27 protein-coding genes are annotated in these 22,470 nt (G+C 54.3%); 22 read left to right on the top strand and 5 right to left on the bottom strand.

Annotated elements, in window-relative coordinates; translation table 11 throughout:
* Nucleotides 1–57 precede the first annotated feature (57 nt).
* Complete coding sequence (locus tag AC27KL_RS05580; protein WP_212946898.1) at nucleotides 58–648, bottom strand: thymidine kinase; 591 nt, start codon at nucleotides 646–648, stop codon at nucleotides 58–60.
* A 191-nt stretch (nucleotides 649–839) separates the two neighbouring features.
* On the opposite strand from AC27KL_RS05580, the gene AC27KL_RS05575 reads away from it, so the two are divergent.
* Both AC27KL_RS05575 and AC27KL_RS05570 read left to right on the top strand, forming a co-directional pair.
* The gene (locus AC27KL_RS05575) at nucleotides 840–1,052 is read left to right on the top strand and encodes a hypothetical protein (protein WP_340999604.1); all 213 of its coding nucleotides are present in this window, start codon (nucleotides 840–842) and stop codon (nucleotides 1,050–1,052) included.
* 141 nt (nucleotides 1,053–1,193) lie between these two features.
* On the top strand, nucleotides 1,194–1,517 hold the full coding sequence (locus AC27KL_RS05570; protein ID WP_340999603.1) for a hypothetical protein: 324 nt from the start codon (nucleotides 1,194–1,196) through the stop codon (nucleotides 1,515–1,517).
* A 48-nt stretch (nucleotides 1,518–1,565) separates the two neighbouring features.
* Here the strand turns inward: AC27KL_RS05570 and AC27KL_RS05565 are convergent, their stop codons facing one another.
* Entirely contained in the window at nucleotides 1,566–1,868 is a 303-nt protein-coding gene (locus AC27KL_RS05565) for a DUF2627 domain-containing protein (protein ID WP_036714517.1), read from the bottom strand.
* 213 nt (nucleotides 1,869–2,081) lie between these two features.
* Between AC27KL_RS05565 and lpdA the strand changes: the two genes are divergently transcribed.
* The 5 genes from lpdA to lipB all read left to right on the top strand — a co-directional run bounded on the left by lpdA (nucleotide 2,082) and on the right by lipB (nucleotide 7,833).
* Complete coding sequence (lpdA, locus tag AC27KL_RS05560; protein ID WP_212946896.1) at nucleotides 2,082–3,503, top strand: dihydrolipoyl dehydrogenase; 1,422 nt, start codon at nucleotides 2,082–2,084, stop codon at nucleotides 3,501–3,503.
* Nucleotides 3,504–3,668: 165 nt separating this feature from the next.
* Complete coding sequence (locus AC27KL_RS05555) at nucleotides 3,669–4,709, top strand: thiamine pyrophosphate-dependent dehydrogenase E1 component subunit alpha (RefSeq protein WP_487169096.1); 1,041 nt, start codon at nucleotides 3,669–3,671, stop codon at nucleotides 4,707–4,709.
* The gene (locus tag AC27KL_RS05550) at nucleotides 4,700–5,686 is read left to right on the top strand and encodes an alpha-ketoacid dehydrogenase subunit beta (RefSeq protein WP_487169095.1); all 987 of its coding nucleotides are present in this window, start codon (nucleotides 4,700–4,702) and stop codon (nucleotides 5,684–5,686) included. The genes AC27KL_RS05555 and AC27KL_RS05550 overlap by 10 nt, the downstream gene beginning before the upstream one ends.
* A 21-nt stretch (nucleotides 5,687–5,707) precedes the next feature.
* The gene (locus AC27KL_RS05545) at nucleotides 5,708–7,081 is read left to right on the top strand and encodes a dihydrolipoamide acetyltransferase family protein (RefSeq protein ID WP_212946892.1); all 1,374 of its coding nucleotides are present in this window, start codon (nucleotides 5,708–5,710) and stop codon (nucleotides 7,079–7,081) included.
* Nucleotides 7,082–7,134: 53 nt separating this feature from the next.
* The gene (gene lipB / locus AC27KL_RS05540) at nucleotides 7,135–7,833 is read left to right on the top strand and encodes a lipoyl(octanoyl) transferase LipB (RefSeq protein ID WP_339324264.1); all 699 of its coding nucleotides are present in this window, start codon (nucleotides 7,135–7,137) and stop codon (nucleotides 7,831–7,833) included.
* A gap of 1 nt (nucleotide 7,834) precedes the next feature.
* Here lipB and prli42 read toward each other — a convergent pair whose 3' ends face one another.
* Entirely contained in the window at nucleotides 7,835–7,936 is a 102-nt protein-coding gene (gene prli42, locus AC27KL_RS05535) for a stressosome-associated protein Prli42 (RefSeq protein WP_156124714.1), read from the bottom strand.
* A gap of 108 nt (nucleotides 7,937–8,044) precedes the next feature.
* Here prli42 and AC27KL_RS05530 point away from each other — a divergent pair, with 108 nt between their 5' ends.
* A complete protein-coding gene (locus tag AC27KL_RS05530; protein ID WP_340999600.1) occupies nucleotides 8,045–9,169 on the top strand; it encodes a M20/M25/M40 family metallo-hydrolase in 1,125 nt (374 codons plus the stop codon).
* An 85-nt stretch (nucleotides 9,170–9,254) separates the two neighbouring features.
* On the opposite strand, the gene AC27KL_RS05525 is transcribed toward AC27KL_RS05530, so the two are convergent.
* Both AC27KL_RS05525 and mciZ read right to left on the bottom strand, forming a co-directional pair.
* On the bottom strand, nucleotides 9,255–10,481 hold the full coding sequence (locus AC27KL_RS05525; RefSeq protein WP_340999599.1) for a hypothetical protein: 1,227 nt from the start codon (nucleotides 10,479–10,481) through the stop codon (nucleotides 9,255–9,257).
* Between the two features lie 127 nt (nucleotides 10,482–10,608).
* A complete protein-coding gene (gene mciZ / locus AC27KL_RS05520; protein ID WP_487169094.1) occupies nucleotides 10,609–10,773 on the bottom strand; it encodes a Z-ring formation inhibitor MciZ in 165 nt (54 codons plus the stop codon).
* Nucleotides 10,774–10,926: 153 nt separating this feature from the next.
* On the opposite strand from mciZ, the gene AC27KL_RS05515 reads away from it, so the two are divergent.
* The 14 genes from AC27KL_RS05515 to AC27KL_RS05450 all read left to right on the top strand — a co-directional run bounded on the left by AC27KL_RS05515 (nucleotide 10,927) and on the right by AC27KL_RS05450 (nucleotide 22,396).
* On the top strand, nucleotides 10,927–11,499 hold the full coding sequence (locus AC27KL_RS05515; protein WP_340999597.1) for an NUDIX domain-containing protein: 573 nt from the start codon (nucleotides 10,927–10,929) through the stop codon (nucleotides 11,497–11,499).
* Complete coding sequence (locus AC27KL_RS05510) at nucleotides 11,496–12,731, top strand: endonuclease Q family protein (RefSeq protein WP_487169093.1); 1,236 nt, start codon at nucleotides 11,496–11,498, stop codon at nucleotides 12,729–12,731. Before AC27KL_RS05515 ends, AC27KL_RS05510 begins: the two co-directional genes overlap by 4 nt.
* Before the next feature lie 57 nt (nucleotides 12,732–12,788).
* Nucleotides 12,789–13,439, top strand: coding sequence for a stage II sporulation protein M (gene spoIIM, locus AC27KL_RS05505; protein ID WP_339324271.1), 651 nt, complete (start codon nucleotides 12,789–12,791; stop codon nucleotides 13,437–13,439).
* Between the two features lie 92 nt (nucleotides 13,440–13,531).
* Nucleotides 13,532–14,014: a ferric iron uptake transcriptional regulator gene (gene fur / locus AC27KL_RS05500; protein WP_212946879.1), complete on the top strand. Its 483-nt coding sequence runs from the start codon at nucleotides 13,532–13,534 to the stop codon at nucleotides 14,012–14,014.
* 192 nt (nucleotides 14,015–14,206) lie between these two features.
* A complete protein-coding gene (locus AC27KL_RS05495; protein WP_339324272.1) occupies nucleotides 14,207–14,440 on the top strand; it encodes a DUF4227 family protein in 234 nt (77 codons plus the stop codon).
* Between the two features lie 82 nt (nucleotides 14,441–14,522).
* Entirely contained in the window at nucleotides 14,523–15,458 is a 936-nt protein-coding gene (gene xerD, locus AC27KL_RS05490; protein ID WP_036714534.1) for a site-specific tyrosine recombinase XerD, read from the top strand.
* On the top strand, nucleotides 15,445–16,269 hold the full coding sequence (locus AC27KL_RS05485) for a purine-nucleoside phosphorylase (RefSeq protein WP_212946876.1): 825 nt from the start codon (nucleotides 15,445–15,447) through the stop codon (nucleotides 16,267–16,269). The genes xerD and AC27KL_RS05485 overlap by 14 nt, the downstream gene beginning before the upstream one ends.
* Before the next feature lie 266 nt (nucleotides 16,270–16,535).
* Nucleotides 16,536–17,717, top strand: a complete 1,182-nt coding sequence (locus AC27KL_RS05480; RefSeq protein ID WP_036714536.1) for a D-alanyl-D-alanine carboxypeptidase family protein — start codon at nucleotides 16,536–16,538, stop codon at nucleotides 17,715–17,717.
* 93 nt (nucleotides 17,718–17,810) lie between these two features.
* Entirely contained in the window at nucleotides 17,811–18,164 is a 354-nt protein-coding gene (gene spoIIAA, locus AC27KL_RS05475) for an anti-sigma F factor antagonist (RefSeq protein ID WP_036714537.1), read from the top strand.
* Entirely contained in the window at nucleotides 18,161–18,622 is a 462-nt protein-coding gene (gene spoIIAB, locus AC27KL_RS05470) for an anti-sigma F factor (RefSeq protein ID WP_036714538.1), read from the top strand. The genes spoIIAA and spoIIAB overlap by 4 nt, the downstream gene beginning before the upstream one ends.
* 11 nt (nucleotides 18,623–18,633) lie before the next feature.
* Nucleotides 18,634–19,389 (top strand): RNA polymerase sporulation sigma factor SigF, encoded by a 756-nt coding sequence (gene sigF, locus AC27KL_RS05465; protein WP_339324276.1) that lies wholly within the window; start codon nucleotides 18,634–18,636, stop codon nucleotides 19,387–19,389.
* A gap of 171 nt (nucleotides 19,390–19,560) precedes the next feature.
* A complete protein-coding gene (locus tag AC27KL_RS05460) occupies nucleotides 19,561–20,202 on the top strand; it encodes a stage V sporulation protein AA (RefSeq protein ID WP_339324277.1) in 642 nt (213 codons plus the stop codon).
* On the top strand, nucleotides 20,199–20,627 hold the full coding sequence (locus AC27KL_RS05455) for a stage V sporulation protein AB (RefSeq protein WP_339324278.1): 429 nt from the start codon (nucleotides 20,199–20,201) through the stop codon (nucleotides 20,625–20,627). Before AC27KL_RS05460 ends, AC27KL_RS05455 begins: the two co-directional genes overlap by 4 nt.
* A gap of 179 nt (nucleotides 20,628–20,806) precedes the next feature.
* The gene (locus AC27KL_RS05450; protein WP_487169151.1) at nucleotides 20,807–22,396 is read left to right on the top strand and encodes a spore germination protein; all 1,590 of its coding nucleotides are present in this window, start codon (nucleotides 20,807–20,809) and stop codon (nucleotides 22,394–22,396) included.
* Nucleotides 22,397–22,470: the final 74 nt, after the last annotated feature.

The raw sequence follows: 22,470 nt of genomic DNA, 5'->3' as shown, positions 1-22,470 counted from the left end.
ACGCTTCTCGTTTGCCGCTGTCAATGCCATTTTCTTGAAGAGTCCCCTGGCATCAAATCACTGCACTTTATGGGGAGGCACGAAACAATGTCGGCAGCGCGGCTCGTAATCGTCGGAATCGCCGATCAGAATGATCGAGCCGAGCGGCGCTGGCTTGCCGTTGACGATGCGTTGGGTGAAAACAGCCTCGGGGCTGCCGCAAACGGCGCAAAATGCGGTGAGCTGCTGGATGTCATCCGCCATCGCGAGCAGGCCGCCGATATAACCGAATTCTTTTCCCCTGTAATCCATGTTCAGGCCGTCGACGATGACATGTTTTCCGCGGTAGGCGAGTTCCTCGACCAATCCCAATATCGGTTTATTGAAAAATTGCACTTCATCGAATGCGACGACATCCGCATCGGCCGTTTCTTTATAAATCCGGGCAAGAAGCTCGTCCGTCAGATGCCTTGGAATGGAAATGGCCGGAAGACGGTAGCCGATCCGGCTGACAATTTCATCCTTGGCGTAACGCTGATCTTCCGCCGGCTTATAGGCAACCAGCTTTTTCCGTCCATATTGCACGAGTTTTTGGCATCTGCGGATCAATTCACCCGATTTTTCGCTAAACATGGGGCCCGTGATTACGGTAATCCGTCCTTTATTCACCTTTATGCTCCTTTCCCGCTTAAAAACCAGGTATTTTCATCGCTGGATGAAAAATCACGAAAAATAGCGGCTTTTATAGAGTACCATAATCTGTTGGGGGTGGCTATAGACATTTGGGACGCTGGCGTTGGCCCGGCTGAAAGTGGTAAGGTTAAAGAGATGAGTACATATGCACACGGAGGAAGGTCGCGATGAAAGAGAAATTGGTGGAATTCCGGGAGAGAATATCTGCGTTATCGCCGGAGCTTGAACGGATTCCGGAAGCCAAACAGTTGATAGAAGAAATGCTGCAGGAGATGAACGAGCTTCACCGGCAAAATCACGCGCTACGGAACAGGATATTAAAGAGCTCCAGCAAGGAATCGCGAATGTCGAGCAAACTGCGGGACGCCTTATATGAATGACTATGCGTAACCCCGGCTTCGCTTCGAAACATGGCTGCCGAGAATTCCCGAGAGGTAATTTGGCGGAACCGATACACACAATCCCCATTGCCGCTATATGCTGTTACAAGGTAGAACGAGAACTGTCGGCGGGGTGATGAGATGAGCCGTTCCAAGAAAAAACCGTCGCGCAAGGCCCAGGCATTGCCGAAAAAACGGCTCCTGCGAACCTCGGCGCGGCCGAAATTGAGCCCGCAGCAGATCGCTGTGATCGGAGGGCTCCTTTCGGGTTTTTTTGTGGTGGAATCCTTGATTTATAACCGCAACAATGAGCTGAAGGTCATTTTGACGAGCACGACGTTGACGGACTATCCGGTGCTTGGCAATAAAGAGAGGGAAGAGCGGGAAGACGAGGCACTGGAGCTCATCGCCAGCGAATCGGATAACGGATCGAATGAAACGGCTTATCCCGCCCGTAAAATATAGCAAACCCCGCCTTGAATCGCAGCTTGGCGGGGTTTTGTCATCGTCTTATTATGAGGTTGGCTGGGCGGGCGGCTTGGGTTTGCGTTTCTCCTTAAACCTGGGTCCGACGTAATTCCGCTTGCGGTCCCGGTACAAAATCCATCCGCCAAGAAACGTCATGCCGGCAAGGAACAAGAGAAGGCCAAGCAAAAAATGCCCCCATTCAAAGGAAGGATGGGCGACGCTTGCATCCCCATGGACCGAATAAAACGCAAATACGGCGTCTTTCATAAATAAAAAACCTGTCACCGCCATCAATCCGGGGATGACGAGGATTAGAATGGCAATAAAGCGGGAAATGACTAATTTCATACGGAATATCCCTTTCTGTCATTCGATTTTGCTTAATCCTATCATACCGTTTTCAAGAACTTCTGTCCATTTCGCCGGGGGTTTGTTTGTAAAGGAGGAAAAAGAGAGTAAAATAGAAAAGATAAAACATCACGGTGTTCCCGGGTGAGGGAGACCGTTCACGACAAACGATCAGCATGGATAAAAATTTATGGATAAATGTGGGGGATGGACATGACAATAACATGCGATGTGGCGGTGCTCGGCGGAGGAACCGGCGGATACGTGGCGGCGATCCGGGCGGCGCAGCTCGGCAAACAGGTTGTGATCATTGAGGCGGACAAGCTCGGAGGGACCTGTCTGCACCGGGGCTGCATCCCTAGCAAATCATTGCTGCGCAGCGCCGAGGTATATGCCGAAATCCGCGACAGCGAAAGTTACGGCATCGAGACCGCGGGCGCGACGCTGGTGTTCTCCAAGGTGCAGAACCGGAAAACGGCGATCGTCGACCAGCTTCACCAAGGGGTGCAGTACTTGATGCGCAAAAACAAAATTCAGGTGATCCATGGCAAAGGGCGCGTCACCGGCCCGTCGATTTTTTCGCCAAAAAGCGGCGCGGTAGCCGTTGAACTGGCGGACGGCGAAATGGAGACGGTGGTTCCGGCGAACTTGATTATCGCAACCGGATCCCGTCCGCGCACGCTCCCGGGCCTTGAGCCGGATGGCCGCTACGTGCTGACGAGCGACGACGCGCTTCTTCTGGAAGAGCTGCCGGAATCCATCATCATCGTCGGCGGCGGCGTCATCGGCGTCGAATGGGCTTCCATGCTTAGCGATTTCGGAGTCCGGGTGACCGTCGTCGAAGCGGCCGACCAGCTTTTGCCGGCCGAGGATCAAGACATCGCCCGGGAGCTGCAGAAGCTGCTGACCAAACGCGGGGTTGCCGTTCATACGGGAAGCACGGTACAACCGGATACATACCAGGCCAAGGATGGACAGGTCACCATCGGCATGCGCAAAGGAGAGCAAAACGAGACGTTAACCGCTTCGTGCATACTGGTGTCGGTCGGCCGTCAAGCCAACGTGGAGAATATCGGGCTGGAGAACACGGATGTGCGCGTGGAACGCGGTTTTATTGAAGTGAACAAATTTTTGCAAACCGGGGAATCGCATATTTACGCCATCGGGGACGTGATCGGAGGCCTGCAGCTGGCCCATGCCGCAAGCCATGAAGGCATTGCGGCGGTCAATCATTTGGCGGGAGAACCGGTTCACCCCGTCCAGCCTCATTTGATTCCGCGCTGCGTATACACGCGGCCGGAGGTTGCCAGCATCGGCATTACGGAGAAGGAAGCCCGCGAGAAAGGCCATGAGGTCAAAGTCGGCAAATTCCCGTTCCAGGCGATCGGAAAGGCGTTGGTTCACGGCAGCAAAGACGGGTTTATTAAGGTTGTGGCTGATGCTAATAGCAACGATATTCTCGGCGTACAGATGATCGGAGCCCATGTGACGGATTTGATCAGCGAAGCCGCTTTGGCCCAGCTGCTGGATGCGACGCCATGGGAGGTCGGCCAGCTGGTGCATCCGCATCCGACGCTTTCCGAAATCATCGGCGAAGGCATGCTGGCCGTGGACGGATTATCCATCGGCATGTAACGCCCCGTTGCTGGACATCGTTTCAGCCCGAGCAAAAAATTAAAAACCTTCTTTTCTTTTTGGTGCGGAAAGGATTATAATAAAGTTAACCCAAGTCTTAGTACCAGGTTTTAATATCAGGTTAAGAATTTGGCCTAAGGCTTTATTAATAAGGAGGTACCTACCATGAGCGAACAAGGTACTGTTGGAACAGGGCATGAACATGAGCAGCTTGGACTCAGCAACGGACAAGTGATTGACATGTACAGATATATGCTGCTCGCACGCAAATTCGATGAGCGCAATTTGCTGCTGCAGCGCGCAGGCAAAATCAATTTCCACGTTTCGGGGATCGGGCAGGAAACGGCACAAGTAGCGGCCGCCTTTGCGTTGGATCGCGAGCGGGACTATTTCCTGCCGTATTACCGCGATTACGGGTTCGTCATGGCCGTAGGCATGACGGCGCGCGAATTGATGCTGTCCTCCTTTGCGAAAGCGGGAGACCCGAACAGCGGCGGACGCCAGATGCCGGGGCATTTCGGCAGCAAAAGGCTGCGCATCGTGACCGGGTCCAGCCCGGTTACGACGCAGGTTCCCCATGCGGTCGGCATCGCGCTTTCCGCGAAAATGAGAAAGCAGGATATCGTTTCGTTCGTTACTTTCGGCGAAGGCTCCAGCAACCAGGGCGATTTTCACGAAGGCCTGAACTTCGCGGGGGTTCACAAACTTCCCGTCATCGTAATATGCGAAAACAACCAATATGCGATTTCGATTCCGGCGCACAAGCAAATCGGCGGCAAAGTGAGCGACCGCGCGCTAGGGTACGGATTTCCGGGATTCCGGGTCGACGGCAACGACGCGCTTGCGGTTTATAAGGCCGTCAAGGAAGCCCGCGAGCGGGCGGTCCGCGGCGAAGGGCCGACGCTGATCGAAGCGATGATGTACCGCCTGTCCCCGCACTCCACCTCCGACAACGATTTGGCTTACCGGACGAAAGAGGAAGTCGAGGAGAATTGGAAAAAGGACGGCATTGCCCGTTTCAAAGCCTATTTGATCGGCTGCGGCATTTGGGACGAATCCAAAGACGCCGATTTGCAGGAGCAAATTTCGCTCGAGATCAAGGACGCGACCGAATTTGCGGACAACGCGCCTTATCCGAAGCCGGAAGAAACGCTGCTGCATGTCTATGCGGACGATCGTGAAGAGGGGGAAAAGGCATGGCAGTAATGGAATATATCGACGCGATTCGTCTCGCGATGAAAGAAGAGATGGAGAAGGACGAATCCGTATTCGTTCTCGGCGAGGATGTGGGCGTGAAAGGCGGCGTGTTTACGACCACCAAAGGTTTGATCGAGCAGTTCGGCGAAGACCGGGTGCTTGATACGCCGCTGGCCGAATCCGCCATTGCAGGCGTAGCGATCGGGGCAGCGATGGTCGGCATGAAGCCGATCGCGGAAATGCAGTACTCCGATTTCATGCTGCCGGCTACCAACCAAATCATTAACGAAGCGGCCAAAATCCGCTACCGCTCCAACAACGACTGGAGCTGTCCGGTCGTCGTCCGGGCGCCCATCGGCGGCGGAATCTTCGGGGGGTTGTACCACTCCCAATGCCCGGAATCCATTTTCTTCGGGACGCCGGGCCTTAAGATCGTCGCTCCGTTTACGGCTTATGACGCCAAAGGGCTGCTGAAAGCCGCGATCCAGGATCCCGATCCGGTGTTGTTTTTCGAAAACAAAAAATGCTACAAAATGATCAAAGGCGACGTGCCTTTGGATGACTATACCGTGCCGATCGGCAAAGCGAATGTGCTCCGCGAAGGGGCAGACATTACCGTCATCGGTTATAGCATGCCGCTGCATTTTTGCATGCAGGCTGCCGAAGAACTCGAAAAAGAAGAAGGCATTACCGCCCATATCCTGGATCTGCGCACGCTGCAGCCGCTGGACCGCGACATCATCATCGAAGCAGCCCGCAAGACGGGCAAGGTGCTGATCGTCCACGAGGATAACAAAACCGGCGGCGTCGGCGCCGAGGTGGCGGCCATCATTTCCGAGGAATGCCTTTTCGACCTGGATGCGCCGATCATGCGCTGCTGCAGCCCGGACGTGCCGGCCATGCCGATCAGCCCGCCGATGGAGAAGTTTTATATGCTGAGCAAAGACAAAGTGAAGGAAGCCATGCGACAATTGGCAATCTACTAGGGGAAGCTTAGGGGTGAAAATATGTCTGAAAATCAAAAGTTAACCGATGTGGTGATGCCGCAGCTGGCCGAATCGCTGGTTTCGGCGACGATTGCCAAATGGCTCAAGCAGCCGGGAGAAAAAGTCGAACAGTACGAGCCGATCTGCGAGGTCATGACCGATAAAGTCAATGCGGAAATTCCATCGACCATCGATGGCGTGATGGTGGAGTTGATCGCGGAGGAAGGCCAAAACGTGAGCGTCGGCGAAATCATCTGCCGCATGGCCGTCGCCGGCGGGGCTCCGGCTTCCGCCGAACCAACGCCGCAAACGGCTTCGGCGGTTTCGAACGTTACTTCCGCCGCTGCCGCAGGCGATCAGTCCATGAGAAACCGCTATTCGCCGGCCGTGCAGACGCTCGCCGCGCAGCATGGCGTCGATCTGAACCAAATCCAGGGAACGGGAATGGGCGGCCGAATCACGCGCAAGGACGTCCTTGCGTACGTGGAAAAGGGAGGGGCTGCTCCGCGGCAGCCGCAAGCTCCCGAAGCAGCGCCTGCCCGGGCGGAAGCTCCGTCGCCGTTCAAGGATTTGCCGCACGCCGATCCGGCCGTCACGCCGGAGCAATACATTCCGGTTCAGCCGGTATCCGAAAGAAATTCCGGCCTGCATATGTCTGAATCGCCGAAAATTCCGCCGATCGAGGTGGAAAGAGGCGAACGCGAAACGCTGATTGACGTGACGCCGCTCCGCAACGCGATTGCGACCAACATGCGCCAAAGCGTATCCGAAATTCCGCATGCATGGACGATGGTTGAAGTGGACGTGACCAACCTCGTGCTGCTCCGGAACAAACTGAAGGATGAATTTAAACGGCGGGAGGGGTATAATTTAACGTATCTGGCGTTTTTCCTGAAAGCCGTCGTCAATGCGATCAAAGATTACCCGATCATGAACTCCGTTTGGGCCGTCAACAAAATCATCGTAAAACGCGATATCAACATTTCGCTGGCCGTAGGCACGGAGGATTCGGTCATGACGCCGGTCATCCAAAGGGCGGATCAGAAAAATATTGCGGGCCTGGCCCGGGAAATCGAAGAGCTTGCGACCAAAACCCGTCAAGGCAAGCTGAAGCTGGAGGATATGCAGGGAGGCACCTTTACGGTGAACAACACCGGTTCCTTCGGGTCCATCCTGTCGTATCCGATCATCAACTACCCGCAGGCCGCCATTTTGACGTTCGAATCGATCGTGAAACGTCCGGTCGTCATTAACGACATGATCGCGGTGCGTTCGATGGCCAACATTTGCTTGTCGCTGGATCACCGGATTCTCGACGGCGTCATCTGCGGACGGTTCCTGCAGCGGGTGAAGGAAAACATCGAAGCGTATACGCTGGATACGAAAGTGTATTAAGAAAGTGCATGAAAAGGCAGTCATTCATCATCTGGAGAGGACGTGATTTCGGTATGGGCAAAGAACTTCATGTTTCCTATACGCCGATGATGGGTTATGATGCAGCATGGGATTTGCAAAAATCGATCGTAAAAAGCATTGACCTTGGAGAGCAGCAGGATACCCTGCTGCTTTTGCAGCATCCGCCAACCTATACCATCGGATCCCAAAGACATCCGGAGCATTTGCTGCTCAGCAAGGAAGAACTGGAGGAAAAGGGCATCGGTTTGTTCGAAATCGACCGCGGCGGCGATATTACATACCACGGGCCGGGCCAGCTGGTCGGATACCCCTTGCTTGTTTTGGAGGGGGAAGGGCTGGATTTGCACGCTTACTTGCGCAACCTGGAACAAGTCATCATCAATTACTTAAAGCACCATGGCATCGACGCCGGCCGCAAGCCCGAATATACGGGCGTATGGGTCGGGGACTTGAAGGTATGTGCCATCGGGGTCAAATTCAATAAATGCCGCAGCCGCCGGGCATTCGTCACCAGCCACGGCTTCGCTTTCAACATTAAAGCGGGCATCGAAACGCAGGGCTTTTCCGGAATTATTCCTTGCGGCATCCAGGAATACGGCGTTACATCGCTTGAAGGTTGTACCGGCAAGACGTTTAGCGTGGAACAGGTTGCCGAGGAGATCGTGCCTTTTTTTGCGGAGGTTTTTCGTTACGAGGCGGTCGCCGGCACCGTCCCGGGTTCGGCCCGCTGAATCAGCGGGCGATCAGGGATTCGACCACTCCGAAAATGACGGAGCCGAACATGGCGAACAGCATCAGGTAAACAAACACGCGAAACCATTTCTTGTTTTGCATAGCTACTCCTTTTTCGATAGATGATGTATTAGCTTGGATAACATGTCATTTTGATGTTAGGACAGCTATGTTTATTGTAACTTAAACGCAGGGAGAGAGGAAAGTCCAATGATCAGACAAGACCGTTTGGTGGAAGAATTCATGGAGCTCGTCCAGGTGGACAGCGAAACGGGTCATGAGGAAGAGATCGCGGAAGTCCTGAAAAGAAAATTTTCGGATCTCGGGCTGAGCGTGACCGAAGATGACTCGAAGAGCAGAACGGGCCACGGGGCGGGGAATTTGATCGTCACCATGGCAGGCACGCCGGGTGTCAAAGCTCCGAAGCTGTTCTTTACATGCCATATGGATACGGTGGCGCCCGGCAAAGGAATTCAGCCGCAGCTCGGCGCGGACGGCTGGATCACAAGCGACGGCACGACGATTCTCGGTTCCGACGATAAAGCGGGGATCGCCGTCCTGTTCGAAGCCATCAAAGTCATTCAAGAGCAGAACATCGAACACGGACAAATCCAGTTCGTCATTACGGCCGGGGAGGAATCGGGCCTGCTGGGGGCCCGCTCCATGGATCCGAAATATTTGGATGCGGACCTTGGCTACGCCATCGACTCCAACGGGGAGATCGGCGCCATTGCGGTAGCGGCTCCGACGCAGGCGAAAATGAAGATGAAAATTTTCGGCAAATCGGCCCATGCGGGCGTAAATCCGGAGGACGGCATCAGCGCGATTCAGGTGGCTTCCAAGGCGATCGCCCGGATGAAGCTCGGACGATTGGACCATGAAACGACGGCCAACATCGGAAAATTCGCCGGCGGCGGCGCGACCAACGTCGTTTGCGATTACGTCGAAATCGACGCGGAAGCCCGCAGCATCGTGCAGGACAAAGTCGAACGGCAAATCGAACATATGCGCGAAGCGCTTGAAAGCGCCGTTCAGGAATGCGGCGCGACCTGCGAATTTATCAGCGAAATCGTCTACCCGGCGTTCAACTTCGACGAAAACGACGACGTCGTGAAGCTGGCGCAGCGGGCCATTGCCAATATCGGGCTTCCGAGCCGCACGTTCCATTCCGGCGGCGGCAGCGACGCGAACATTTTTAACGGCATGGGGGTACCGACCGTCAATTTGGCGCTTGGTTACGAGAACATCCATACCACCAAAGAACGAATCCGCGCGGCGGACATGGTCAAAGCGGCGGAAATGGTCATCAGCATTGTCCGCGAGACGACGAAATAAGGCCCAACCAACCAAAGGCTGTTACCGGCCGGCATGCCATGCCGCGGTAACAGCCTTTTTTAACGGGCCCCTCTCTTCTTGCGGCCTAATGCAGCATAACGGCGGAAGACGCTCCGTGATTGCGCATCTGGGCAGGTGTCCAACGGGTGTGCCATTCCGTAATATTCAAAATGTGCAGCGCGCGGGTAATGTTGTTCAGATAACGTTCGATTTGGAGAAAATGCTCGCTGCCGACGATCGTGTTTTCGAGCCGGGCCATCAGCGATTTTTTCGTTTGTTGCAAATAACAGGAGGCCGCGCCGAACCTCGAAGCCGAATGGTTGGGATCCGTGTTGTAAATGGCCTCAAAGATGGAAGCCGCCGTTTCGTAATTTCCTTCGTCGTATTGGATTTCCGCGGCGATGAAGCAAAGTTCAAGGGAAATCTGGCTGCGGTCGTACAAGGGGAGCTGTTCCATCCCGGCGATCCGCGAAGCGGCAAGCTCGCGGTATCCTTGCTTGTACAAGGTATAAATGAGCTCATGGTATTCATGCTCCGTCGGACTGGACAAAATAGCCAAAGCTTCTTCCACTTTGCCGAGGGCAATGGCGGTTTTGGCGGTTTCCAAAGCTTCGTAGCGTGATAAAGCAGGCATGCCGATATCTCCTCCGTTCTTACCATGCAGGCACAGTTTGCATACATGGATGGCTTCCGCGGTTCTGATCCTATGCCGGGCAGTAATCAGAAGCACGCGATCTTGCTGCATGGTTTTTCGTGATAATAGGGACAGCGCTTCTTTGAATTGATTTATATATATTAAGCATAAAATGTATTGGGCCAGGTTTCTGTCGGTATATCTTTCAGGAGGGCTTAGGGAAGCATAGAGTTCGGCAGCGGAAGCATAAGCTCCTAGCGCCCAAAGCGTTTCCGCTACATGAAGCGCCGGATCTTCGATGAATTCGGAGGCGACCGCGGTTAACCGGATCCGGAGATCCCCGTCGCTTATTTCCGACCGGCGGAGAAGCAATCCGATTTCCGCGAGTGCTTCCGGGATGTGCCGCTTCCTTGCGAGACATTCGCGGAAAGCCATTCCTGCTTCATGATGGCGGCCCAGCTGCCTCAGCAGCCTGCCGTATTCCATCCAGCACAAGGATTCGTCGAATGAAGGATCCGCCGTTTTCTCGCCGGACCTGGTGATCGAAAGGGCTTTCTCGAAACACGAAAGAGCAGCGGCATCCATTCCGCGCGTGCGATACCATAATCCTGATTTGTAATGAAACGTAGAAGATTCAGGTTTGGTTTGAAGCAGGGACAATGCTTGGTCTTTCTTCATACGAGACCCTCCGTTATATAAAACAACGCAAATATGAAATGGTTATAGGGGACGAGCAAAAAAAACGAGAAAATCCAAAAAACCATGACAATTTTCACATTTTTTTATATCTTTTCCATATTCGGGATCACCGCGATCCGGCATCCGTGCGTCTTAAGGCCGCTTCTCTCCCGAGTATCGCGCTTAGAGGGGCGCGGGGTTCGGTTTCTTTCATCCACTGTTTCAGCATGATCCGGATCTGCCAGGCTTGACCAACCATATGGATCGAGGTCTCCGTGCGGTAGCTCTTCATAAGGGGCTCTCCTTCTTTCCTGCGTGAAGTTTGTTATAATAACACCATATGTGTCAGTCTGTTCAAACATGCTTGTTTTTAAAATATAGGGCTTGCAAATTTCATAGAAACCATAGAGGACGTTTGCAAAGCCGGATCAAGGAGAGAGACGCTTTGAAACCAATTTCATATTCGAATCCAAAACTCGACGAAGTCACGGTTTCCACGAAACCCGTATTTGAGGGCAACATCATTTCGCTCCAAATCGACACGGTCAAGCTGCCGGACGGCGGCACGGCTTCCAGGGAAATCGTGAGGCATCCCGGCGCCGTGGCGGTGCTGGCGATCCATGACGACAAAATCATTTTGGTCGATCAATACCGGCAGGCCATGGGGCGCTGCGAGCTGGAAATACCGGCCGGGAAGCTCGAAAAAGGAGAAGATCCGCTTGAAGCGGCCAAACGGGAGCTCCAGGAGGAGACGGGGTATACATGCCAACAAATCCGGCTGCTGCATTCGTTTTACACTTCGCCGGGTTTTGCGGACGAGTTGATCCATTTATATGTAGCGGAAGGGCTGGAAAGCGGGGAAGCCGTACCGGACGAGGATGAATTTCTCGAGCTTTACGAGATGACCTTGCAAGAAGCGCTGGAGGCCGTGAAATCGGGGAGAATCAGCGATGCCAAAACGATCATGGCGGTTTATGCTTGGAAGCTGCAGCAGCTGACGGGAGAGTTCCGGATATGACGTTACCTGACGGCAGCATGACACCAGGAGATCCCCGCCCAACATTGAAGGAATTTTATGCCGATTTGCACATCCATATCGGTCGGACGACTTCCGGACAGGCCGTAAAAATAAGCGGAAGCAAGGACTTGACGTTCGCGAATATCGCCAAAGAGGCCGCCGGCCGCAAAGGCATGGATTTGATCGGCATCATCGACTGCCATTCGCCCGAAGTGCAAAAGGATATCATCGACTGCCTGGAATCCGGCGAAATGACGGAACTTCCCGGCGGCGGCATCGCCTATCGCGGAACGACGATCCTCTTGGGCAGCGAAATCGAAATCTATGAGGAAGGAAAAGGGGCGGCCCATCTCCTTGCCTATTTTCCGGACCTGGCGGTCATGAGTCATTTCACCGATTGGATGGCCGGGCATATGAAAAACGTCAATCTGAGTTCCCAACGGATTTACGTGACGGCGCGGAAACTGCAGGAGGAAATTTACGCCAGGGGCGGCATCATGATCCCTGCCCACGTGTTTACCCCGCACAAAGGAATCTACGGCAATGTGGCGCCGCGGATGTCCGACGTGCTGGACCTGGACATGGTAAGCGGCGTGGAGCTCGGGCTTAGCGCCGATTCGGAGATGGCGGGGCTGATATCCGAGCTGGACCGGTTTACGTTCGTCACGAATTCCGACGCGCATTCCTTGGGCAAAATCGGCAGGGAGTACAACCGGATCCGGCTTGCCGAGCCGGGCTTCCGCGAATTCGCGATGGCGCTGGACCAATCGGAGGGACGCCGCGTGACGGCCAATTTCGGCCTGAACCCCCGGCTCGGGAAGTACCACCGGACTTACTGCCTCGGCTGCAGCCGCATCCTTGACGGGGAGGAGGCGATGACGGGAGCCTGCCCCCATTGCGGCAGCTTGAAAAAAGTGCAGGGGGTGCTCGACCGGATCCTGGACATCGCCGACCGAAAACAGCCCGTGCAGCCGGACGGACGGCCAAATTATCATTATCAGGTGCCGCTCGAGTTCATTCCGGGCCTGGGAAAAGCCACGAGGAAAAAGCTTCTGGAGCGTTTCGGCACCGAAATGGCGATTTTGCACCGGGCGTCCGAAGAGGAGCTCGCCGGGACGGTCGGGGAAACAATGGCCCGTCAAATCGTCATGGCGAGAAACGGCACGCTGTCGCTGTCGGCCGGCGGCGGAGGGACATACGGAAAGGTAGACGTATCTACCGACAAGTCATAGTCGGACGCTTGTCTTCATAGAGTAGAGGTATGTGACAGGAAGGGAGAGATCCGTCAAATGCGAACTTTCCGCCATACCTTGAAGGAGCAAAATATTCTATACATTTTTGTTGCCGTGCTGTTTCTTGTAGGGGTCATATTCGGGGCTCTTATGGTCAATGCGTTGTCGCTGGAGCAGCAGCAGGATCTCGGGCGGTATCTTCAAAACTTTTTCATGACGGTAGACCAAAACGAAGCCGGTTCGGGCACTGCGCAGTCTTTCTGGAGCATCGCCGGCCTGCATTTGAAATGGGTCGGGCTGATCTGGTTCCTCGGCCTGTCCGTTATCGGGCTGCCGGGCATTCTTATCCTTGATTTTCTGAAGGGCGTGCTGATCGGGTTCACGGTCGGTTATCTCGTCGGGCAGTTTTCATGGAAAGGGCTGCTGTTTGCGCTCGTGTCGGTTGCCCCGTCCAATTTGCTGATCATTCCCGTGCTGATCGTGTCCAGCGTCTCGGCGATCGCGTTTTCGCTGCACGTGATCAAAAACAGGGTGATGCTGCATAATCGCGTCAATGTTACGCGTCCTTTCGCGCGTTATGTCGGTTTGACGCTGGTGATGTGCCTGCTGATGCTCGGCGTGTCCTCGTTCGAGACGTGGGTGACGCCAAGCATGATGAAATGGGTGACTCCCGTGCTGCTGGAGACGGCGGCGGTGCCCGGATCATGAGCAAAATGGTTTGACTTTGCCGCGCAACTCCCTCTATAATAAAAGATATGATATAGCATAGGTACAGTGATTTTCCTGTGGGGAGGGAGAAAATGGAAGCGCGGATCGATAAAATCAAACAACAACTGCAATCCCAGGGCTATAAGCTGACACCCCAGCGGGAAGCGACCGTCAGAGTTTTGCTCGAGAATGAAGAAGATCACCTGAGTGCGGAAGACGTCTTCATGCTCGTCAAAGAAAAAGCTCCTGAAATCGGTCTGGCTACCGTGTACCGTACCCTTGAGCTGCTAAGTGAATTGCATGTCGTTGAAAAAATCAATTTCGGCGACGGCGTTGCAAGGTATGATTTGCGGACGGATACCGCAAAACACCACCATCATCATCTGATTTGCGTGAAATGCGGCAGCATGGATGAAATCCGCGAGGACTGGCTGGGGCCGCTGGAAGAGCGGCTGGAACGCGAGTTTAATTTTACGGTGTCCGATCATCGGCTTGATTTCCACGGCATCTGTTACCGCTGCAAGGCGAAAGAAGAGGAAGAACGCAGCGAAACAGCGGGCAAGTCGAAACTTTAATCCATCGGATCACGATCCTCCAAGATCACAAGCTCTCGCCGGCATGATGTTTGCCGGTGGGGGCTTTTTTGGTAGGCGGGGGCGAAGGGCTTGTCATATCGCAAGGCGCATGTTCATAAGCTGTGTAACGGGAAGCGCTTATGCTTCGCTTTTTTCGATTTTCCCAGCCATCAGCCGAAAGGTGTGATCCGAATGATTATATCGGTGAGAAAATGCCTGTCGACATTGAAATTTCTGCTTGTTTTTGCCGCGCTTACCTACGCTTTGTACCAGCTATTCAGTCTGATTGGGGCATGGATTACGCCGGTCGACCATTACCGGATTCCGGAAGGGCATGCCGTTAAGGCTTTCCACCCCTCCGACCAGGCCCCGGCGGGCGAAATGATGGGCGACAGGCTGCGGTTCTTTTATTGGTACGGTGAGTAAGGGGAACGACAAAGAAATCCGGGGGGCTGTCCGATTCATGAACGGATCTGCAAAATCTATTTGAAGGAGCTTTATTTGACTTATGATACAGTACGTAGAATCCTTCATCCGCCATTTGGGTGAAGAGAAGGGGTTGTCTCAAAGCACGCTTGAGTCCTATGAACGCGATCTGCGGCAGTTTTTCGAGTTTGCCTCGCGGCAGGGGATTCAATCGGTCGACGAGATCAAAAAGCTGCATGTATCCATGCATATGAATGAAATGAAGCAAAGCGGGTTTACGGCATCCACGGTCATGAGGAAGCTGGTCTCGCTCCGTTCCTTCTTTCATTACATGGTCAAGGAGTCTTTGATGGAACAGGACCCTACGCTGTATTTGGAGTCGCCGAAACCGAAAAAAAAAGTTCCGCAAATATTAAGCGTCGAACAGGTGGAGCGCCTGCTGGCAGCGCCGGACCTCTCGACTTCGCCGGGAATCCGCGATAAGGCGATGCTGGAGCTGCTGTACGCGACGGGGATGAAGGTCTCCGAGCTGACGTCGCTTAACGTGGAAGACGTGTATCCCGACATGAAGTTTCTCCGCTGCACGAGCAGCTCGGGGAAGGAGCGGGTGCTGCCGATCAGCAGCATTTCAGCCGAAGCCGTGAGTACATACATCCATCGGATACGGCCTCAATTGGTCAAGGATGAACGGGAAAACGGGCTTTTCCTGAACAATCTTGGGACAAGGCTGACCCGCCAAGGGTTTTGGAAAATATTAAAAAAATATGCCGCGGAAGCACGCATTGACGGGGATATTACCCCGCATACGCTGCGCCATTCCTTTGCAGCCCATCTGCTCGAGGACGGGGCGGATATCCGTTCCGTCCAGGAGATGCTGGGGCACAGCGATATGTCCGCGGCTCCAATCTATAGCCTGTTGACCAAAAAAGCGATGAAGGACGTGTACCAAAGCCATCATCCGCGGGAGCGGGCGTATTTAACGATGTCGAAGGAGCGAAACGGAAATGACAATGATTAATCAGACAGTGATCCGCGAAGCGGCGGCTTACATTCAAGGCAAAACCGGTTTGAAACCCGAGGTGGGGTTGATTCTCGGATCCGGGCTTGGCGTTCTTGCGGATTTGATCCAGGACGGCATTTCGATTCCTTATCAGGATATTCCGCATTTCCCGGTATCGACGGTCGAAGGGCATGACGGCGAGCTTTTGCTCGGAACGATCGAAGGCCGCGCCGTCGTCATGATGAAAGGGCGTTTCCACATGTATGAAGGATACGGTCCGGAAGTAACGGCGTTCCCGGTGCGCGTCATGAAGGAACTGGGCGTGCAAAGCCTGCTCGTCACGAACGCGGCGGGAGGCGTAAATACATCCTATAAGCCCGGCGATTTGATGGTCATATCCGACCATATCAACCTGACGGGCCGAAACCCGCTGATCGGTCCAAACGATTCGGCGCTTGGCGTGCGTTTCCCGGATATGTCGGAGGGCTACAGCCGCCGTTTGCGCCAGACGCTCAAGACGATCGCCGCCGCGAAAGGCATCGAGGTGCAGGAAGGCGTATATGCGGGCATGCTCGGGCCTTCGTATGAAACGCCGGCCGAGATCCGGATGCTGCGGACGCTGGGCGCCGATGCCGTAGGCATGTCGACCGTGTCGGAAACGATCGTGGCGCGCCACGCCGGCCTCGAGGTGCTCGGCATCTCCTGCATCAGCAACATGGCGGCGGGGATTTTGGACCAGCCTCTTTCCCACGACGAAGTGATGGAAACGACCGATCTGGCCCGGGACAAGTTTTTGAGCCTCGTGCTGGCGGTTATTCCGCAGATGTAATTTATGTTCTAGCGTACTTATGGCAACATGCCGAAAGGATGTCCGCAGGTCAGGTGACCTGCGGATTTTTTTTTGCGTTTTACCCAAAATTTTCCTCATAAGTCCGCCGATCCATGGAATATTTTTCTCGGAACCTGACGACACTGGAAAACAGCAGGATTTGAATTTTGCAACATATTTCCGCTTCCGTTCGTTTTCAGCCGGCTATTTTTCGGGTTTGCAAAATTCTCAAGATCAAAATGACGAGAGTCAGGAGGGGACTTATTTTGAGGAAGACACTATTGGCGGTGGTGCTGTCGGCATGCCTGTCGGCCGCGGCATTCCCGCAGGCAGGATTTGCGGAGGAAAAGGCCAAACAGACGGGGCAGGCGGATTTGGCGGCAAACGCAAAGTCCGCCATCCTTATGGATGCGAATACGGGAACTATTATTTACGAGAAAAACAGCCATGATAAACTGCCGCCGGCCAGCATTACCAAAATTATGACGATGCTGCTTACGATGGAGGCGATCGACTCCGGCAAGCTGAAGCTGACCGACAAGGTGCGCACCAGCGAATACGCCGCTTCCATGGGAGGCTCGCAAATCTTCCTGGAGCCCGGCGAAGAAATGACCGTTGACGAAATGCTTAAAGGCATCGCCATGGCATCGGGCAACGACGCTTCGGTGGCCATCGCGGAAAAAATCGCGGGGACCGAAGAAGCGTTCGTGCAAATGATGAACGACAAAGCGAAGGCGCTCGGGCTGAGGGATACCCATTTTGCCAACTGCAACGGGCTGCCCGCCGAAAACCACTACTCCTCGGCCCACGACATTGCCGTCATCAGCCGCGAGCTTTTGAAACATAAAGACATTACGAAATACACGGGCTCTTACCAGGATTACCTGCGCAAAGATTCCAAAAATCCGTTCTGGCTGGTCAACACGAACAAGCTTGTCCGGTTCTACTCGGGGGCCGACGGGCTGAAAACGGGATACACGTCCGAAGCGAAATTTTGCCTGTCCGCAACGGCGGTCAAAGGCGATCTGAGGGCGGTGGCGGTCGTGCTCGGCGAACCGAACACGAAGACGCGCAACGAAGAAGTGTCCAAAATGTTCGACTACATGTTCTCGCAATACAGCATGCATACCCTGTTCAAACCGGGCGACACGATCGGAACGGTCAAGGTCAACAAAGGGAACGTTAAGGAACTGACCTTAACCGCCGGACAAAACTACAGCGTGCTGCTGAAAAGGACGGCCAATGCCGAAGGCATCCGCCACGAGCTGCAGGTGCCGAAGGAAGTCAAAGCGCCGGTGCAGGCCGGACAGGTGCTCGGCAAGCTGGTCGTGTACCAAGGCGACAAAGTTCTCAAGGAGTTCGAGCTGAAATCGCCGGAGCAAGTCGGCAAAGCCGGATGGTGGAAGCTGTTCAAGCGCACGGCCTCGAAATTGTTCCTTGTAGATTGATAGCGGTTTTCTTCTAGTTTTGTCGGGGTGCAGGAATCTCTTTTCGCTGCGTAGAAATCCTTGTTCAAGCGACAGGAAGGAGAGTGAGCAGGCGTGAATCTGCAAGTGGAAATGGAGCATCACCGCAAAACATTGATCGTCCGCCTTTCGGGCGAATTGGATCATCATACCGCCGACCATGTCCGTTTACAGCTGGACGAAGCGATCCAGAGAGGACAAACGGAGCATTTGGTGCTCAGCTTTAAAAATTTGCAGTTTATGGACAGTTCCGGTTTGGGAGTGATTTTGGGACGGTATAAGCTGATCAAAAGCAAAGGCGGAAAAATGGCCGTATGCGACGTCAATGCGGCGGTCTATCGTCTGTTGGACATGTCCGGGCTGTTTAAGATCATGCCTATTTATGATAACGAAGGCCAGGCGCTTTCGGGATTGGAGGTCGTGTCATGACGGAGAAAAAAGAGGTGCAGCGCAATTTCATGACGCTCCAATTTTCCGCCAAGTCGGAAAACGAATCCTTTGCGCGGGTGACGGTCGCGGCGTTTATCTCCCAGCTGGACCCGACCATGGACGAGCTGAGCGATTTGAAAACCGTCATTTCCGAAGCGGTCACGAACAGCATCATTCACGGGTATGACGGCAATCCCGAAGGAATCGTCACGATCAACGCCGAAATCGTCGGCGATACGGTGACCATCACCGTCGAAGACAAAGGGGCAGGCATCGAGGATTTGGATCTGGCCCGTCAACCGCTGTACACGTCAAAGCCTGAACTGGAGAGATCAGGGATGGGATTTACGATCATGGAAAACTTCATGGACGAATTTGAAGTTTCCAGCGAACCCGGCTCCGGTACATCGATCAGGATGAAGAAAAGGATTGAATCCAAGAAAGCTTTGTATAATTAGGGGTTGGGCGCATGGATGCTGATGTGAAAAAACCTTCGCAGACCTATCTGGAAGATGCGGAAGTCAAACGCCTGATCGCGCTGAGCCAGGCCGGAGACAGCATGGCCCGCGATACGCTGGTAAACTGCAACATCCGTCTCGTCTGGTCCGTTGTACAAAGGTTCATGAACCGCGGTTATGAGCCGGAGGATTTGTTTCAGATCGGCTGTATCGGTCTGCTGAAGTCGGTGGATAAATTCGATTTGAGCTACGACGTTAAATTTTCGACGTATGCCGTGCCGATGATCATCGGCGAAATTCAGCGGTTCCTCCGGGACGACGGCACGCTTAAGGTAAGCCGCTCGCTGAAGGAAATGGCGAACAAAGTCCGGAAGAAAAAAGACGAGCTGTCGAAACACCTGGATCGGCTGCCGACCGTGAAGGAAGTGGCCGAAGAACTCGGGGTCACGCCGGAGGAAGTGGTATTTGCCCAAGAGGCGAACAAGCCCCCGACCTCGATCCATGAAACCGTCTTTGAGAACGACGGCGATCCGATTACGCTGATGGACCAAATCGCCGACGATTCGCAGGAGCGCTGGTTCGACAAGCTGGCCCTGAACGAAGCGATCGACGGCCTTTCCGAACGCGAGAAGCTGATTGTGTACCTACGGTATTACCGGGATCAGACCCAATCGGAGGTGGCCTCCAGGCTTGGCATATCCCAGGTGCAGGTGTCGCGCCTGGAAAAGAAAATATTGCAGCTGATCCGTGATCAGATTGCGCAGTAAACGCGCGGCGGACCGGTTCTAAGGATGTTTTTCCTTGGGCCGGTCCGTTTTTGTTTTCTAGTGGGCTGTTCTCGAAAAACAAGGAAAAACGTCCAGGAATGGTATCGATGGAGTAGAAAACGGAGCTTTTTCCTATACTAACGTCATTGAGGCAGCAAAGGAGTGATAGGAATGTCATCGAATTCGGCTCCTACGGTATACCTGCAGCTGCGCAGCCGCGTGCCGATCACGCAGGGCAGGGTCGTGACGCTTGGGCATGTCGCCCGGATCCTGAGCGACCCGGAGTGGGAGGCGCCGCTTCGCAATTTGGAGCTGGTCGAGCCGCAAAAATGGGACGGCAATTTACTGCTTATCGACCTTATGCAAATCATACCGAAGGTGCAGGAGCTTATCCCCGGGGTGAAAATCGAACCGATCGGGCAAAACCACGTGCTGGTGGAGGTCGTCCAAAATCCGCGGAAGCCTTCCCTCGCGCTGTTTTTGCTCGTTTGGCTCCTTCTTTTTTTCGGCTCCGCGCTGACGATCATGAATTTTCATGCGGACGTCAACATGCAGGAGGTTCAGATCCGGACGGTGGAAATGTTGACGGGCAAACGGGACGAGCATCCTTACCTGTTCCAGGCGGCCTATTCGTTTGGCATCGGGTTTGGCATGGTCATTTTTTTCAACCATCTGTTCAAGAAAAAATGGAACGAGGAGCCGACCCCGCTTGAGGTGGAAATGTTCCTGTACCAGGAAAACATCGATCAGTTTGTCGTCGCCCAGGAATACAAACGGATGAAATCGTCGCAAAACAAGGGTGAACCGCATTGAACACGACGGCATTTGGTCTGCTGGTGCAAATTTTGCTGGGCATTGCAGGAGGCATTGCCGTCGGAGGCGGCGTGATCGCTTTGTTTATCGTGCTGGACATGATTCCGAGGCTTGCCCAACTGACGCGTTCATACCACCAGGTACACTGGTACGAAGGGGCGATGGTCGCGGGGTCGCTGGTGGGGACCGTGTTTGATTTTTGGAATTGGAAGCTGTCGCTGGGCCCATGGTCGGGGCTGGTCGTCGGTTTGTTCCACGGCGCGTTTATCGGCCTGTTGGCCGCGGCTTTGACCGAGGTGCTGAACGTCCTGCCGATCTTGGCGAAGCGGCTGAAGATGATCCGCTTTTTGTTCGGCCTTTTGATGGCGATGGTGACGGGGAAAGTGGCAGGTTCGTTGTTTGACTGGTTTGTGTACAGAAAGTAAGACGCGAAAGGGGTGCGTGGATCATGAACGAACATGAAAACGAACGAACAGCCATGGAGGATCCGGCAAAACCGGCCGCGGCGATGTCGTACGGCGACGCGGAGGAAGCAGAGGGAGAGGCGGCCTCGAGTTCAAACGCAGGCGATGGGAACGGCCATGATCCCGGGAACGGGGCAAGCATGAAGGCGGCGGAAGGGCAGCGGCAGAAGGGTCCGGTCAAAGCCGAGGAGAAAAAGCGGGAAAAGGAGCACTCCGACTCGGTCGAGGAGTCCGTCATCTACTGGCAAAAGACGGACGACATTTCGGGGAGCCTCGACCAAACGAAGGCGACGTTAAAGGAAGTGGTGGGACTCGGGACCTCTTTTGACATCGTGTTCCGCGAGATGACGCTGGCGGGGCAGCGCACGGGGCTGTTTTTCGTCAACGGCTTCGCCAAAGACAACATCATGCTCGAAATTTTGAAGCGGCTGACCTACCTGTCGGCGGATCAACTGACGACCGATGCGCTGAAAGCCTTTTTCGAATGTTATATCCCGCATATTCAGGTGGAAGTCGAAAGAAAGCTCAGCTCCACGATCAACAAGGTGCTGATGGGCATGTCTGCCCTGTACATCGAAGGCGAGCAGGCGGCCATCGTGCTGGATACGCGCACCTTCCCGGTGCGCAGCCCGGAAGAACCGAGCATCGAGAGGGTGGTACGGGGCTCAAGGGACGGCTTTGTCGAGACGCTGCTCAGCAATATCGCCCTTGTCCGCCGCCGCGTCCGCGATCCCGGATTCAAAGCGGAGCTGGTCCAGGTAGGTAGACGTACACGTACGGACGTGTGCATTGCATATATTGACGATATCGTCGATAAGGTGCAGGTCGATTCGATCCGGGAAAAAATCAAAGGCCTGGATATCGAAGGGCTGCCGCAGGCGGATAAGCAGCTGGAGGAGGCCATCATCAACAAAGGCTGGCATCCGTATCCGCTGGTCCGGTATTCGGAGCGGCCCGACGTGGTGGCTTCGCATATTTTGGAGGGGCGGGTGGCCGTGTTCGTCGATACGTCGCCGAGCGTCATGGTCATGCCGACCACCTTTTTCGACCTGTGCCAGCATGCCGAGGAAAACCGGCAAACGGCATTTATGGGCACGTATTTGAGGTGGATCCGTTTTCTCGGGATCGTCGCCTCCATGTTTTTGCTGCCCTTATGGATGCTGCTGGTGGCCAATCCGGAATTGAAGCCGGGCTTTCTCCAGTTCATCGGGCCTCATGACCATGGCAAAGTCCCTTTGGTCGCCCAGTTTCTGATGGTCGAATTCGGGGTGGACCTGCTGCGGCTGGCCGCCGTCCACACCCCTACGCCGCTGGCGTCCGCCATGGGTTTGATCGCAGCCATCCTCGTCGGCGACATCGCGGTCAAAACCGGATTGTTCGTCAACGAAGTCGTGCTCTACATGGCCGTTGCGGCCATCGGCATGTTTGCGACGCCAAGCTATGAGCTCGGGCTGGCCAACCGGCTGGTGCGCCTGGTGCTCCTGGTGGCCGTTGCGCTCTTTAAGGTGCAGGGGTTCGTCATCGGCACGACGCTGCTCGTTTTGCTGCTGACGCTGCACCGCTCGTACAATTCTTCGTATTTGTGGCCGTTTATACCTTTTAATGCAAAGGCGCTGGCGAGCGTATTATTCCGTTTTCCGCTGCTGGAGGCGAAGAAAAGGCCATCCTTCAACAAAACGCGGGATAACACGAAAATGGCGCCTAACCCGGACAATACGGATCAATCGTAGGAAAAAATACAAATGTTTTGCTTAAAAATCCATTCATTCTCTTCCGTTGTCTGTTATACTGATGTAAAAGTTCA

Source organism: Paenibacillus sp. YAE3 (genome assembly GCF_057546105.1).
The sequence above is the reverse complement of the archived record's forward strand: the minus strand, read 5'-3'. Positions and strand labels throughout refer to the sequence as shown.

Excerpts from the sequence above, each read along its gene's own strand:
- AC27KL_RS05575 (WP_340999604.1), top strand. The coding sequence starts at position 840 with ATGAAAGAGAAATTGGTGGAATTCCGGGAGAGAATATCTGCGTTATCG.
- AC27KL_RS05570 (WP_340999603.1), top strand. The coding sequence starts at position 1,194 with ATGAGCCGTTCCAAGAAAAAACCGTCGCGCAAGGCCCAGGCATTGCCG.
- AC27KL_RS05565 (WP_036714517.1), bottom strand. The coding sequence starts at position 1,868 with ATGAAATTAGTCATTTCCCGCTTTATTGCCATTCTAATCCTCGTCATC.
- lpdA (WP_212946896.1), top strand. The coding sequence starts at position 2,082 with ATGACAATAACATGCGATGTGGCGGTGCTCGGCGGAGGAACCGGCGGA.
- AC27KL_RS05555 (WP_487169096.1), top strand. The coding sequence starts at position 3,669 with ATGAGCGAACAAGGTACTGTTGGAACAGGGCATGAACATGAGCAGCTT.
- AC27KL_RS05550 (WP_487169095.1), top strand. The coding sequence starts at position 4,700 with ATGGCAGTAATGGAATATATCGACGCGATTCGTCTCGCGATGAAAGAA.
- AC27KL_RS05545 (WP_212946892.1), top strand. The coding sequence starts at position 5,708 with ATGTCTGAAAATCAAAAGTTAACCGATGTGGTGATGCCGCAGCTGGCC.
- lipB (WP_339324264.1), top strand. The coding sequence starts at position 7,135 with ATGGGCAAAGAACTTCATGTTTCCTATACGCCGATGATGGGTTATGAT.
- prli42 (WP_156124714.1), bottom strand. The coding sequence starts at position 7,936 with ATGCAAAACAAGAAATGGTTTCGCGTGTTTGTTTACCTGATGCTGTTC.
- AC27KL_RS05530 (WP_340999600.1), top strand. The coding sequence starts at position 8,045 with ATGATCAGACAAGACCGTTTGGTGGAAGAATTCATGGAGCTCGTCCAG.
- AC27KL_RS05525 (WP_340999599.1), bottom strand. The coding sequence starts at position 10,481 with ATGAAGAAAGACCAAGCATTGTCCCTGCTTCAAACCAAACCTGAATCT.
- mciZ (WP_487169094.1), bottom strand. The coding sequence starts at position 10,773 with ATGAAGAGCTACCGCACGGAGACCTCGATCCATATGGTTGGTCAAGCC.
- AC27KL_RS05510 (WP_487169093.1), top strand. The coding sequence starts at position 11,496 with ATGACGTTACCTGACGGCAGCATGACACCAGGAGATCCCCGCCCAACA.
- spoIIM (WP_339324271.1), top strand. The coding sequence starts at position 12,789 with ATGCGAACTTTCCGCCATACCTTGAAGGAGCAAAATATTCTATACATT.
- fur (WP_212946879.1), top strand. The coding sequence starts at position 13,532 with ATGGAAGCGCGGATCGATAAAATCAAACAACAACTGCAATCCCAGGGC.
- AC27KL_RS05495 (WP_339324272.1), top strand. The coding sequence starts at position 14,207 with ATGATTATATCGGTGAGAAAATGCCTGTCGACATTGAAATTTCTGCTT.
- xerD (WP_036714534.1), top strand. The coding sequence starts at position 14,523 with ATGATACAGTACGTAGAATCCTTCATCCGCCATTTGGGTGAAGAGAAG.
- AC27KL_RS05485 (WP_212946876.1), top strand. The coding sequence starts at position 15,445 with ATGACAATGATTAATCAGACAGTGATCCGCGAAGCGGCGGCTTACATT.
- spoIIAB (WP_036714538.1), top strand. The coding sequence starts at position 18,161 with ATGACGGAGAAAAAAGAGGTGCAGCGCAATTTCATGACGCTCCAATTT.
- sigF (WP_339324276.1), top strand. The coding sequence starts at position 18,634 with ATGGATGCTGATGTGAAAAAACCTTCGCAGACCTATCTGGAAGATGCG.
- AC27KL_RS05460 (WP_339324277.1), top strand. The coding sequence starts at position 19,561 with ATGTCATCGAATTCGGCTCCTACGGTATACCTGCAGCTGCGCAGCCGC.
- AC27KL_RS05450 (WP_487169151.1), top strand. The coding sequence starts at position 20,807 with ATGAAGGCGGCGGAAGGGCAGCGGCAGAAGGGTCCGGTCAAAGCCGAG.